12 protein-coding genes are annotated in these 13089 nt (G+C 66.6%); 5 read left to right on the forward strand and 7 right to left on the reverse strand.

Annotated features, from left to right (window positions below; genetic code table 11):
- The first annotated feature begins 116 nt into the window (after window positions 1-116).
- Complete coding sequence (locus KW843_RS13980; protein WP_218295726.1) at window positions 117-473, forward strand: DUF1304 domain-containing protein; 357 nt, start codon at window positions 117-119, stop codon at window positions 471-473.
- A gap of 132 nt (window positions 474-605) precedes the next feature.
- Here KW843_RS13980 and lolA read toward each other — a convergent pair whose 3' ends face one another.
- The 3 genes from lolA to KW843_RS13995 all read right to left on the reverse strand — a co-directional run bounded on the left by lolA (window position 606) and on the right by KW843_RS13995 (window position 4370).
- Entirely contained in the window at window positions 606-1238 is a 633-nt protein-coding gene (gene lolA / locus KW843_RS13985; protein WP_218295727.1) for an outer membrane lipoprotein chaperone LolA, read from the reverse strand.
- A gap of 48 nt (window positions 1239-1286) precedes the next feature.
- Window positions 1287-3620 carry a DNA translocase FtsK gene (locus KW843_RS13990; protein ID WP_218295728.1) on the reverse strand — a complete coding sequence of 778 codons (2334 nt, stop codon included), beginning with the start codon at window positions 3618-3620 and terminating at the stop codon, window positions 1287-1289.
- Window positions 3621-3692: 72 nt separating this feature from the next.
- The gene (locus tag KW843_RS13995) at window positions 3693-4370 is read right to left on the reverse strand and encodes a Crp/Fnr family transcriptional regulator (RefSeq protein WP_218295729.1); all 678 of its coding nucleotides are present in this window, start codon (window positions 4368-4370) and stop codon (window positions 3693-3695) included.
- A gap of 185 nt (window positions 4371-4555) precedes the next feature.
- Between KW843_RS13995 and trxB the strand changes: the two genes are divergently transcribed.
- The 3 genes from trxB (at window position 4556) to rpmG (ending at window position 6110) form a co-directional block, all read left to right on the forward strand.
- Entirely contained in the window at window positions 4556-5509 is a 954-nt protein-coding gene (gene trxB / locus KW843_RS14000) for a thioredoxin-disulfide reductase (protein WP_218295730.1), read from the forward strand.
- 185 nt (window positions 5510-5694) lie between these two features.
- Window positions 5695-5928 carry a 50S ribosomal protein L28 gene (rpmB, locus tag KW843_RS14005; RefSeq protein WP_007859763.1) on the forward strand — a complete coding sequence of 78 codons (234 nt, stop codon included), beginning with the start codon at window positions 5695-5697 and terminating at the stop codon, window positions 5926-5928.
- Window positions 5929-5939: 11 nt separating this feature from the next.
- Window positions 5940-6110 carry a 50S ribosomal protein L33 gene (rpmG, locus tag KW843_RS14010; protein ID WP_008904999.1) on the forward strand — a complete coding sequence of 57 codons (171 nt, stop codon included), beginning with the start codon at window positions 5940-5942 and terminating at the stop codon, window positions 6108-6110.
- 113 nt (window positions 6111-6223) lie between these two features.
- On the opposite strand, the gene KW843_RS14015 is transcribed toward rpmG, so the two are convergent.
- Window positions 6224-7732, reverse strand: a complete 1509-nt coding sequence (locus KW843_RS14015; protein WP_218295731.1) for a PLP-dependent aminotransferase family protein — start codon at window positions 7730-7732, stop codon at window positions 6224-6226.
- A 239-nt stretch (window positions 7733-7971) separates the two neighbouring features.
- Between KW843_RS14015 and KW843_RS14020 the strand changes: the two genes are divergently transcribed.
- On the forward strand, window positions 7972-8382 hold the full coding sequence (locus KW843_RS14020; protein ID WP_218295732.1) for a hypothetical protein: 411 nt from the start codon (window positions 7972-7974) through the stop codon (window positions 8380-8382).
- 92 nt (window positions 8383-8474) lie between these two features.
- On the opposite strand, the gene KW843_RS14025 is transcribed toward KW843_RS14020, so the two are convergent.
- The 3 genes from KW843_RS14025 to KW843_RS14035 all read right to left on the reverse strand — a co-directional run bounded on the left by KW843_RS14025 (window position 8475) and on the right by KW843_RS14035 (window position 13054).
- Window positions 8475-9689: a fatty acid desaturase gene (locus KW843_RS14025; protein WP_218295733.1), complete on the reverse strand. Its 1215-nt coding sequence runs from the start codon at window positions 9687-9689 to the stop codon at window positions 8475-8477.
- 131 nt (window positions 9690-9820) lie between these two features.
- On the reverse strand, window positions 9821-11095 hold the full coding sequence (locus KW843_RS14030; RefSeq protein WP_218295734.1) for an RsmB/NOP family class I SAM-dependent RNA methyltransferase: 1275 nt from the start codon (window positions 11093-11095) through the stop codon (window positions 9821-9823).
- 105 nt (window positions 11096-11200) lie between these two features.
- The gene (locus KW843_RS14035) at window positions 11201-13054 is read right to left on the reverse strand and encodes a M48 family metallopeptidase (RefSeq protein ID WP_218295735.1); all 1854 of its coding nucleotides are present in this window, start codon (window positions 13052-13054) and stop codon (window positions 11201-11203) included.
- Window positions 13055-13089 lie beyond the last annotated feature (35 nt).

Raw genomic sequence — 13089 nt, forward strand, 5'->3', positions numbered from 1 at the left:
CGACCTGGCGCGCCCAGGTGACTGTGCCGGGCAACACCCGCGGCCTGAAATGGATTACCGTGGTGCCCTCGCACCGCACCCGCGGCCCTTGCCTGCCACCACCCCATGGAGTTTTCATGTCCCTTGCCGCCAATATCGTCGTCGGTCTGATCGGCCTCCTGCACGTGTACATCCTGGTGCTGGAGATGTTCCTCTGGGAAAAGCCCGCCGGACGGCGCGCCTTTGGCCAGTCCCGCGAGCAGGCCGCCGCGACCAAGGTGCTGGCGGCGAACCAGGGGCTCTACAACGGATTCCTGGCGGCAGGCCTGTTCTGGGGGCTGACGCTGGGAGACGCCGGTCTGGGCGTGAAGGTGTTCTTCCTGCTGTGCGTGCTGGTCGCCGGCCTGTATGGGGCGGCCACGGCCAGCCGCAAGATCCTGTTCATCCAGTCCGTGCCGGCCGCCATCGGCCTTGCCTTGCTGCTGCTGGGGTGAGCCGCGCCCGGGCAGCCAGCGCCACCCTTGCGGTCCCTTGCGGCCGCTGGCGTCCTGCCAGAAAGCGCCAATAGCTATCTATTCAATAGCAGGTCGGCAATCCAGGCACCGGCAACCGGCCGCCGCAGAACGTTACTGCTTGACCACGTCCGCCCCGGCCGGGGGCTTGAACTGGAACGTGCCGGCGGGCAGCGCGGCATTGGCCTGCATGCCGGTAAAACGGATCAGCGAGCGCTGGCCGAAACTGTCCAGGATGTCCAGCGCCGCGAGCTGCTCGCCGGCAAAGCCCACGCGCACGCTCCTGAGCTGGCCGTCCTTGGCCTTGGGGCTGGCGAGCACCCACTGCAGGCCATCCTGATCCGGCGCGGACTCCAGCGTGAATTCGGCCTTCAGCGCCGACAGATCGGGCGCCGAGGCCAGCAGCGCCGCCGGGGTGGTGCCCAGGGCCTGCGCCTGTGCGCGCTGGGTGACCTGGTTCAGGTCCACGTCGTAGAGCCACAGGGTCTGGCCGTCGGCCACGATGGTCTGCTCGAAAGGTTTCTTGTAGACGAACTTGAAGCGCCCGGGGCGCTGGAACTCGAAGCTGCCGCTGGAATTCTTGGTGCGCGCGGTCTGCCCGTCCTTGGGCGGCGAGGTCACCGTCTGGCTGAAATCCGCCCGGCCGGTCTGCGTGCCCTTCATGAAGGACTCAAGGCTTTTCAGGCCATCAGCGCTTGCCAGTGTTGCGCTGGCAGCTATCAAAATTGCAGTGGCGATCTTTTTCAACAAAAACTCCTGTAAGGGGCATGGGCCGGGCTTGGCGCCCCGCCCGGATCACTCGCTGCGCGCCGGCACCAAAACCTCGCGCTGGCCGCTGGTGGTCAGGCCACTGACGAGGCCCGCCTTTTCCATGTCTTCCAGCAAACGCGCAGAGCGGTTGTAGCCAATGCGCAGCTTGCGCTGCACGTACGAGATGCTCGCCTTGCGGTCCTTGAGCACCACTTCGACGGCCTGGTCGTACATGGGGTCCTTCTCACCCCCGTCGCCGCCGCCCTCCCCTGACAGATCCCCCTCGCCATCCACAGTTCCGCCTTCGAGCACGCCATCTATGTAGTCCGGCTCCCCTTGTTCCTTGAGGTAGCTGACGACACGGTGTACTTCCTCGTCCGACACGAAGGCGCCATGCACCCGGATCGGCAGGCCGGTGCCGCTCGCCATGTAGAGCATGTCGCCCATGCCCAGCAGGGCTTCTGCGCCCATCTGGTCCAGGATGGTGCGGCTGTCGATCTTGGAGCCCACCGAGAACGCGATGCGGGTCGGGATATTGGCCTTGATCAGGCCGGTGATCACATCCACGCTGGGCCGCTGCGTGGCCAAAATCAGATGGATGCCGGCCGCCCGCGCCTTCTGCGCCAGGCGGGCGATCAGCTCCTCGATCTTCTTGCCCACCACCATCATCAGGTCGGCCAGCTCGTCGATGATGACCACGATGTGCGGCAGGCGCTGCAGGGGCTCGGGCTCTTCGGGCGTCAGGCTGAAGGGGTTGTAGATGAACTCCTCGCGCGCCTTGGCTTCGTCGATCTTGACGTTGTAGCCCGCCAGGTTGCGCACGCCCAGTTTGGACATGAGCTTGTAGCGCCGCTCCATCTCGGCCACGCACCAGTTCAGGCCGTGCGCCGCCTGCTTCATGTCGGTCACCACGGGCGCCAGCAGGTGCGGAATGCCCTCGTAGACCGACATTTCCAGCATCTTGGGGTCGATCATCAACAGGCGCACATCGCGCGCCTCGGCCTTGTACAGCAGCGAGAGGATCATGGCGTTGATCCCCACCGACTTGCCCGAGCCCGTGGTGCCGGCCACCAGCACGTGCGGCATCTTGGCGAGGTCTGCCACCACCGGGTTGCCCACGATGTCCTTGCCCAGGCCCATGGTGAGCATGCTCTTGGCCTCGTGGTAGACCTGCGAGCCGAGGATCTCGGACAGGCGGATGGACTGGCGCTTGGCGTTGGGCAGCTCCAGCGCCATGTAGTTCTTGCCCGGGATGGTCTCCACCACGCGGATGGACACCAGGCTGAGCGAACGCGCCAGGTCCTTGGCCAGGCCCACGATCTGCGAGCCCTTCACGCCCGTGGCGGGCTCGATCTCGTAGCGCGTGATCACCGGACCGGGCATGGCCGCGACCACGCGCACCTCCACGCCGAAATCCTTGAGCTTCTTCTCGATGAGGCGGCTGGTCATCTCCAGCGTCTCGGGCGCCACCGTCTCCTGGCGCTGCAGCGGGCCGTCGAGCAGGTCCACCAGCGGCAGCTTGCTGTCGGGCATCTCGGTGAACAGGGGCTTCTGGCGCTCCTTCACCACGCGGGTGCTCTGCGGCACCTCCACCAGCACGGGTTCGATGATCTGGATGGGCTCGGGATGGTGCACCTCGCTCTCGGTGCGCTCCTCCAGCACCACCACCTCGCGCTCGCGCGCGGCCTTGCGGCCTACGGCCACGTCCTTGGCCACCTCGCGCTGGGCCAGGCGCGACTGCACCAGCGCGTCGATGCGGCCGCCCACGAACTCCGCGACGTGGCCCCACGAGAAGCGGAACACCAGCGCCGCGCCCAGCACCGCCAGCACGATGGCCAGCAGGCCCGAGCCCGTGAAGCCCAGCCACTTCACGCTGGCGGGGCCCATGATGTAGCCCAGCACGCCACCGGCATGCCCGGGCAGGAAGGATTCAAACCGGTACAGGCGCGACCATTCCAGCGCGGTGCTGGAGCACATCAGCACCACCAGGCCGGCCCAGAAAAGTGCCCGCCGCCGCATCGGGCCCGCGGCCCCCGCAACGGACTCTCCGCCGCGCATCCAGCGCGCCAGCGACGAAAGCCAGGCGCGCACGCCGGCCGCCACGCACCACCACACCGAAAACCCCAGCGCGAAGTAGCTGCCATCGGCCAGCCACGCGCCGAACCGGCCCGCCCAGTTGGCGACCATGCGCCCGCCCCGGACGCCCGAGGTGGACCAGGCGGCATCCTGCGCCGAATAGCTGAACAGGGCCAGAAGCCAGAAAACCAGGGCCAGCAGCCCCACCATGAGGCCGATTTCATGGCCAAAACGGGCAGCGCCCGTGCGGGGCGGCGACTTGGCCGCCGCCGATGCATTCAGGGTATTGAGGGAATAGGTCATATGCGTGCCGGGCGAGCTTACCCCAAGCACCGCAGGGGGTGTGTGCCGAAAGGCAGCCACACCGCGGCGCCGTCAACCCAGGGCGTTCAGCCGCTCCTTGAGCAGGGTGGCGCCGCTGGGCAGGACCTCGACGAAGCCACGCTCTTCCAGGTCCTTCATCACGCGGCTGACCATCTCGCGCGAGGCGCCCACCATCTTGGCCAGGTCCTGGCGCGAGATCTTGTCCTTGATCACGAGCTGGCCCTGGGCATCCGGCAGCGCGAAGTCCAGCAGTGCATGGGCCACCCGGCCGTACACGTCCAGCAGAGCCAGCGACTCGATCTTGCGGTCGGCATGGCGCAGGCGCTTGACCAGGCCGCGCATCACGACCAGCGACATCGAGGCGTTCTCGGTCAGGCAGCGGGCGAACTCGGCGCGGCCGAGCATGAGCACGTCGGTCTGCACCTCGGCACGCACCGTGGCCGAATGGGGTTCGTTGTCGATGATGCTCATCTCGCCCAGGTAGTCGCCCTGCGAGAGCGTGGCCAGGATGACCTCGCGCCCCCGGCTGTCGGAGGTCATCACCCGGGCGCGTCCCGTGAGCAGGATGAACAGCGCATTGGACTTCTGCCCCTGCTCCACCAGCGCCTCGCCCCGCTTGAAGCGGCGCTTGATCACCGCGCCACTGATCACCTCGGCCTGCGTCACCGTCAGCAGCGAGAACAGCGGAACCCGGCGCAGCAGGTCCAGGTTGGACAACATCGTCGACATGAAAACTTCTCCTCTCAGGTGCGCGACCCAACCGGAGTCGCAACGGGTCATCAATGGGTTCTTACAATCGCCGTGATTGAAAAAGGGGCCGCTTGCACCCACGGCCGCCGGTTGATACTCGGCGGCTCAGCCCCAGCTTTCCCAACAGCGCCCCATGTAGCGGGCGCAAAACACAGGCTTTTACCATGTCCACCACCCAACACGCGAAAGTTCTGATTCTTGGCTCCGGCCCCGCGGGCTACACGGCGGCCGTCTATGCCGCACGGGCCAACCTGAATCCGGTGCTCATCACCGGCATGGCCCAGGGCGGCCAGCTGATGACCACGACCGAGGTGGACAACTGGCCCGCCGACGTGCACGGCGTGCAAGGCCCCGAGCTGATGCAGCGCTTCCTGGAGCACGCCGAGCGCTTCAAGACCCAGGTGATCTTCGACCATATCAACAAGGTCGATTTCAGCCAGCGCCCCTTCACGCTCACCGGCGACAGCGGCACCTACACCTGCGACGCGCTGATCCTGGCCACGGGCGCCTCCGCCAAGTACCTGGGCCTGCCTTCGGAAGAGGCCTTCATGGGCAAGGGCGTGTCCGGCTGCGCCACCTGCGACGGTTTCTTCTACCGCGAGCAGGACGTCTGCGTGGTCGGCGGCGGCAATACGGCGGTGGAAGAAGCGCTGTACCTGTCGAACATCGCCCGCAAGGTCACCCTGGTGCACCGCCGGGACAAGTTCAAGGCAGAGCCCATCCTGGTGGACAAGCTCAACGAGAAGGTCGCGGCGGGCAAGATCGAGCTCAAGCTGTTCCACACGCTCGACGAAGTGCTGGGCGACAACACCGGCGTGACCGGCATCCGCATCAAGAGCACCAAGGACGGCAGCACGCAAGACATCCAGCTGCAAGGCTGCTTCATCGCCATCGGGCATGCGCCCAACACCGAGATCTTCCAGGGCCAGCTGGAGATGGAAAACGGCTACATCATCACCCAGGGCGGCCTCAAGGGTTTTGCCACCCAGACCAGCGTGCCGGGCGTCTTCGCCGCGGGCGACGTGCAGGACCACGTGTACCGCCAGGCCATCACCAGCGCCGGCACGGGCTGCATGGCCGCGCTGGACGCCCAGCGCTTCCTGGAACAGGAGAGTTGATCAAAAACTGGGCATCAGGCTATAATCTGCGGCTTTGCTGAATTCGGCCCGTTTTTGCGGTCCTTTCGAAACAGGCAAATCGGGTTACCGCCACCCTTTATTCTGGCGAGGTGAGGCCGCAAGCCAACCTGGGGAAACAACCCCAGGGCCCAGCGAACGGCCGTTAAAAGTATCGGAGTGTCCTCATGGCACGCGTCTGCGACGTAACGGGCAAGAAGCCCATGGTCGGAAACAATGTTTCCCACGCCAACAACAAAACCAAGCGCCGGTTCCTGCCGAACCTGCAATACCGCCGTTTCTGGGTCGAGACCGAAAACCGCTGGGTTCGCCTGCGTGTTTCGAGCGCTGCCCTGCGTTTGATCGACAAGAACGGTATCGACTCGGTGCTCGCAGACCTGCGCGCACGTGGTCAGGCTTAAGGAGAAGCACCATGGCAAGCAAAGGCGGACGCGACAAGATCAAGCTGGAATCCACTGCGGGTACCGGCCACTTCTACACCACGACCAAGAACAAGAAGACCATGCCCGAGAAAATGCTGATCATGAAATTTGATCCAAAAGCTCGCAAGCATGTGGAATACAAGGAAATGAAGCTGAAGTAATCGTTCAGCCTCGTTTTCTCCCCAAAGAACCGCCCGGACCCAGGGCGGTTTTTTTATGCCTGTTTCCGCCTGCACCTGCCCAGAGCCGTGCGCAGGGCAGCGCTGGCGGCCCCCTAGGCAACCTTGCGCGGGGCGGGCGCCCGCACGGCCAGCTGGTCCGCCATCAAGGCACCCAGCGTGCGGTAGCCCTCCTCCACCTGCGCGGTGAAGGGCATGCCGCAGCTCAGGCGCAGGAAATGTTCATAGCGCCCCGTGTTGGTGAACATGGGCCCGGGGGCGATGCGGATGCCGTTTTGCAGCGCCTGGTCGTACAGCAGCGTGGACGAAATGCCGGCCGGCAGCTCCAGCCACAGGCTCAACCCTCCCGGAGGCAGGCTCAGCCGCGTGCCGGTCGGAAAGTAGCGGGCCACGGCCCGCGCGGACTGCTCCCGCTGCAGGCGCAGCTGCACACGCATGCGGCGCATGTGGCGTTCATAGGCCGGGGAATCCACGCTGCGCGCTGCCAGCAGCTGCGACCACGTCTGCATGTTGCGCGTGCGGGCGAACTTGAGCATCTGCACCCGGGCCTGCCAGCGCCCCGCGCTCATCCATCCCTGGCGCAGGCCGGGGGCGAAGCTCTTGCTGAGCGAGGCGCAATAGATCACCTGCCCCGCATCGCCCGGCCGGTCCCAGGCCTTGGCGGGGCGCAGCACATGCGGCGACTCCACGAATTCGCGGTAGATATCATCCTCGATGAGGGCCAGGCCATGCTCCACGCACAGCGCCACCAGGCGCTCCTTTTGCGCGTCGGGCATCACGCTGCCCTGCGGCATCTGCAGATGAGGAACCACCACCACGCCCTTGAGCCGCGGCTCGTTGCGCGCGGCCAGTTCCAGCGCCTCCAGCGATATGCCGGTGTGGGGGCTGCAGGGAATCTCCAGCGCGCGCAGCCCGCGCACCTCGATGGCCTGGAGGATGCCGAAGAAGGTGGGCGATTCGACGGCAATCACATCGCCCGGCTCGGCCACCGCATCCAGGGCCAGGTTGACCGCCTCGGAGTTTCCGTGGGTGGCGCCGATGTCCGCCGGGGCCACGCACACGCCAAAGGTGAGCGCATGCCGCGCCATGGCCTGCTGGAACTCGGGATGCGTCGTGGGTGCCGAAGGGCCATACACCAGGATGTCCGGCTGCTCCCGCAGCAGGCCATGGGCAAGCCGGTTGAGCGCCTTCGCATCGAACAGGCTGGGCGCCGGCATCGCGCTGCCCAGGTCCAGCGGCAGAGGGCCTGCACGGCGGGCCTTGTCCAGAAAAACCGAAATGCGCTCATTGATACCCGCAAAGGCTTGGGGGTCGCTGGCCAGCGGTTCATGCACCTCGGGTTCGCGCGCCTCCGGGAGCGCCACGCCGCCCAGTTCGCGCACGAAGTAGCCCACGCGCTCGCGCGCCTCCACGCACCCCTGGGATTCGAGGTGGCGCAGCACCTGCAGCGCCGTGGTCAGGCTCACCTGATGGCGCTGGCACAGTTCGCGCACGGACGGCATGCGCATGCCGGGCTTAAGGCTGCCCGCGGCGATCGCCTGCTCGTACAAGGCCGCCAGTTGGCGGTAGAGGGGAGGTTCCCGGGTGTCGGAGGAGCGTGGCATGGCTGGAGAACGAAGGATGCCGCTGCGCCATGGGATGGGCGCCGCAGCCGGTCTGTGGATGGTGCCTGAACGCCATCCACGGGTACAGATACAGGAAAGGGCAGAAGCAACCATAACAGCATGCCCGCTATCGCTGCTGTTCTACCTCCTCACGGGGGAGCGTGTACCTGTTGCGGCGGGGCGGCATTTCCTACGCTCAAGCCCTCGCTACAGCCTTTTGTCCCCGGAGGACCCGCACCATGAAACCGCGCCCCCAGCCCACCGCCATCCCCACCCCTTTCCTCACCCTGCATATCGCGCCCGGCCAGAGCCTTTGGGCCTGCCTCGCACCCGGCAGCCGGGTGCACGCGACCCGGGGGGACGTGGCCATCCGCCTTGCGCCCCGCTCTCTCGGGCACGCGCTGCACTCGCCACCATTGGCGCGGTTGAAGGCGGGCGACCACCTGCCGTGGGTGGTGGAGCACCGCCAGGCCACCTGGGTGCAGCTTGGCAGCGCCACGCAGGGCCCGGCGGAAGTCAGGATCGTGGAAGGCACACCCGTGTCCGGACTGGGCCAGAAAGCCTGGAGACGCCTGCTCAGGGCTTTCTCGGCGGGCGGGAAGGCCCGCAAGGAGGGGACACTTGGCGGCGCCTTGCACGCCGCACGGTGAAGCGGCAAGGCGGCAGAAAAGACAAAGGCCTTGCCGGACGGCAAGGCCTTTTTCCTTCGCATCCGGGCGCCGCGGCAGGCGGCCGGCTGTCTCTAGGCCTGGGCCGCACGCAACCGCAGCGAGAACTCGCGCAGCGCCGCAATGCCGCTTTCCTCGGCGCGGCGGCACCATGCCTGCAGATCGGCCGTCAACTGCTCGCGGGAGTGCGAGGTATTGAGCCACAGCTGGCGCAATTCTTCCCGCATGGTCACCATCTTGTCGAGGGCCGGGTGCGCGGCGCGCGCCTGGGCCAGTTGCGGCAGGGCCACGGCAGGCACCTTCTCCGCATCGCGGTGAAGCCAGCGCTTGGCGGCCTTGAGCACCGACGCATCGGCCTGGCGCGCCTGCAATGCGGCAATCTCCTCCTTGCAGGCCTGGCGCACACCGCGCGCATAACCGGCCATCACCTCGTAGCGGTTGGCGATGAGGGCCTCCAGCGTCTTTTCGTCCGCCACGGGCTTCACATCGCCCAACTGCAGCTTGGGTGGAACCTTCTTGACGGTGGCCCAGCCGATCTTCTTCATCAAACTGATGTAGACCCAGCCGATATCGAACTCATAGGGCTTGACCGAGAACTTGGCCGAGGTGGGGTAGGTATGGTGGTTGTTGTGCAGTTCCTCGCCGCCAATGATGATCCCCCAGGGCGCCAGGTTGGTGCTGGCATCCTGCGCCTCGAAGTTGCGGTAGCCCCAGTAGTGGCCCACGCCATTGACCACGCCCGCCGCCCAGAAGGGAATCCAGAGCATCTGAACCGCCCACACGGCAGCGCCCAGGGCACCGAACAGGGCGAGGTTCAGGATCAGCATGAGGCCCACGCCCTGCCAGCCGTAGCGGGTATAGACGTTGCGCTCCATCCAGTCATCCGGCGTGCCGTGGCCGAACTTCTTCATGGTCTCCATGTTCTTCGACTCGGCGCGGTACAGCTCGGCACCACGCCACATCACGGTATCGAGGCCCCGTGTCTGGGGACTGTGCGGGTCGTCCACCGTTTCGCACTTGGCGTGGTGCTTGCGGTGGATCGCCACCCATTCCTTGGTGACCATGCCCGTGCCGATCCACAGCCAGAAGCGGAAGAAGTGCGAGGGGATGGCATGCAAATCCAACGCGCGGTGCGCCTGGGCGCGGTGCAGGAAAATCGTGACCGCCGCGATGGTGATGTGGGTCGTCGCCAGGGTGTACAGGATGATCTGCCACCAGGCCAGGTTCCACAAACCATGGCCGAGCCAGTCAATGGCGGCGTTCAGCACAGCCCAATCGGGTAACAGCATATTCGGGAAGCCTTACTACAGAGAACCCGCTCGCCAGCGGAGCGGGTACCTGATTTTAGAGGGAGTACCCCGTGCAGAGTTCAGGGGTATCCACAGTATTTACGCGTATTTAGAAACTTTAGAGCGGTAACTCAGCTCTTTTTGGACCAGATGGCGGCGAAAAAGCCGTCCGTCTGGTGCAGGTGGGGCCACAGGCGCAGAAAGCCACTGCCTGTCTCGCCGCCACTGCACAGGCCCTTGGCCCCCTCGACCTTGAGCTGCTCCAGCAGTTCGCCGGCGTCTAGCAGTTCGAAATCAGGGTGCGAGGCGCTGAACGCGTCCGCGATGGCCTCGTTTTCCTGCGGCAGGATGCTGCAGGTGGCATACACGAGGCGGCCGCCGGGTTTGAGCAGGCGCGCCGCGCTGTCCAGGATGGCGGTCTGCTTGGCCACCAGCTCCTCGACGGCCTTGGGCGACTGGCGCCATTTGAGGTCAGGATTGCGGCGCAAGGTACCCAGGCCCGAACAGGGGGCGTCCACCAGCACGCGGTCGATCTTGCCCGCCAGCCGCTTGACCCGGTCATCGCGCTCATGGGCGATGGCGGCGGGGTGCACGTTCGACAGGCCGCTGCGGGCCAGGCGCGGCTTCAGCGCATCCAGGCGATGCGCCGACACGTCGAACGCATAGAGGCGCCCCGTGCTGCGCATGCCCGCGCCGATGGCCAGCGTCTTGCCGCCCGCCCCGGCACAGAAATCCACCACCATCTCGCCGCGCTTGGCGTCAAGCAGCAGGGCCAGCAGCTGCGAGCCTTCGTCCTGCACCTCGATGGCGCCGCGCGTGAACGCATCGAGCTTGGTCAGCGCAGGCTTGTCGTCAATGCGCAGGCCCCAGGGCGAATACGGCGTGGGGCTGGCCTTGATGCCGGCCTTGGCGAGCTCCTTTTGCACATCGGCGCGCTTGTCCTTGAGCGCGTTGACGCGCAAATCCAGCGGCGCGCTCTGGGCCAGGCTTTCCACCAGCGGCCAGAAGCCTTCGCCCAGCTGGTCCTTCAAGGGCTTGACGAGCCATTCGGGCAGGTTGTGGCGGTGGCGCTCCATCAGGTCATCGACCGTGACGGCGTCGCACTGGTCGAGCCAGTTCTTCTCCTGGTCGGTCAGTGCGCTCTTGAGGAAATCGCGCGGGCCGTAGAAACCCAGGATGGCCAGGCGGCGTTCCTTGGGGCCCGAGCCGGAAGGCGCCATGTGGTCGAACAGCAGCTTCTTGCGCAGCACGGTGTAGACCGTTTCGGCCAGCGTGGCCCGCTCGCGGGGCCCCAGGCCCCGGTTGTCGCGGAAGAACCGTGACACCACCGCGTCGGCGGGGTGTTCAAACGTGAGGGTGAGCCTGACCAGTTCGGCGCAGGCGTCGAGAAGAACTTTGGGATGCATCCCCGTATTGTCCACCCCCTGAGCTGCTTACCGTCACCCCCCGGAGGGGTACGCCGTGTGCAACTCACCGTGCAGACGAGAAAGGGACGAGCAAAAAGTTGGCCATCAACGGGCATAGATCGGATCGAACGCATGGCGCTCGATTTCCTTGAGCGAAGGAGATTCGCCCGCCCACAGCGCCAGCGCGGGGCCCGGAAGGCTCAGATTGCGCTCCAGGGCGCGGCACAGGTGGTAGCGGCTTTCGTCGTCCATGCCTGGCAGCTCCAGGAACACCAGGTACGCACGACGCTGCGGATGCTCGCGCAGGTTCTTGCGCACCAGCCAGCAACGGGCGAGGGGCGCACAACGGGCCAGCTCCGATTGCAGCTCGGCCAGCTCGAAGGAGCTCAGGTCGTGCCGCACGATCTGGCTGAAGAACGAGGTGCCCGACAGCTCTTCCCAGGCCCGCTCCTCCGACTCCTGGGCGCGCTCCAGCCGCTTGCGCCACTGCTTGAAGGCGGCGGCATCATGGTCCAGACCCAGGCGGGGTGTCTCCAGCTCGGCCAGGGCGGTGCGTGCCGCCCAGTAGCGGTCGCTGCTGCCCGCCTCCCACACCCGGTGCAGCAGCTGGAGCTTGCCCTCGCGGTCATCGTCGGGCAGGCAAGGCACCAGCCCGCGCAGGGCGGCGGGGTATTCGGGGCTGCGTTCCAGCGCCAGCTCGTAGAGGGCACGCACATCGGCACGGGGGTCCAGATGGCGCTGGAGACGCGCCAGTTCCACCAGGTCGGCGGCGCTGCTCTGGGCGGTCGATGCACCCAGGGCCTCGGCACGTGCGCGCACGCGCCCCAGCCACGCATGGTGCTGCTTCCACTCCGTGGCGTTGTCGCGGCACCACTGCTTGTCGAAGTGGGCCACCCAGCGCCTGGCCTCCGTGCCCAGCAGGGCCAGCGCGTTGCCGCGCGACCAGTCCGGCAGCGTGGGCGTTGCGTCCAGCGCCTCGATGCGGTCGCGCAGGCCAGGGTGGGTGTCGTCCACGCTGCTCAGGCGCTTGAGCGCCTGGCGCAGCGCGTCGTTGGCGAACGCCGGGTCGGGGGCTTTCGCCAGGCAGCGGCGCATGGCGCGATAGGGGCCCACGGGAAGCGGGTTGCCCGCGGCCTCGCACCAGTGGTTTCCCCAGAATTCCGCCTGCAGCCACGCGCCACGAATCTCGATTTCAGCCAGCGCGGCGGCCGCCACCTCTCGGCCCAGCAGCTTGCCCGCGATGCGATCGGCCTCGTACTCGTCCTGGCGCGCCAGCGCGAAGGTCTTGGCGGAAAAGCGCGGAAAGTACCACCGCATGAAGGCCTGCGTGGCGGCGGCCACCGGGCCTTCGTCGTCCGCCAGGCTGTGGTTCAGGCGCATCCAGGACAGCCGCGTGCGGTAGATCCACGCCGCAAACCGGCCATGGTCGCCGCGCAGATGCCCGTATTCATGCGCCAGCACGGCCAGGAAACGCGGCCGATCCAGTGCCATGAGCAGGGGCAGCCCGATGCTCAGATGGTTGACCGCGCCCCCCAGCAGGCCAAAGCGGGGCAACTGCTGGATGCTCGCGTTGAACTCGTCGTTCAGCGTGACCTTGTGGATGGGCGGGCCCTTGATCTTGCGGCGGATGCGGTCGAGCGCCTCGAACAGTTCGGGCGCTTCCAGCACCGTGATCTCCACGCCGGCGGGTGCGTCAAAGCGCACCCACAGGGCCCGCAGGCTCACCCACAGCAGGCCGCCAGCCCCCAGCAGCAGCCACACCATGGCAAAACGAAAGCGACCGTGCAGGAGCTGCGGCACCACCCACGCCAGGATGCCCACGGCCAGGGCCAGGCAGCCGAGCACCCACGCATAGCCCAGCGCCGCGAACGCGGCCACGCTGCGGCGGTACGCTCGGCTGTTGTCGGCACTGGCATGCTCGCTCATGCGCACCATGTGCACAAAATCTGCCTGATCCACTGGCGTCCCCCCACTCTTGGTTGATTTTCAGCCGC

This window comes from Acidovorax sp. sif1233, from assembly GCF_019218755.1.
Lineage (GTDB): Bacteria > Pseudomonadota > Gammaproteobacteria > Burkholderiales > Burkholderiaceae_C > Acidovorax.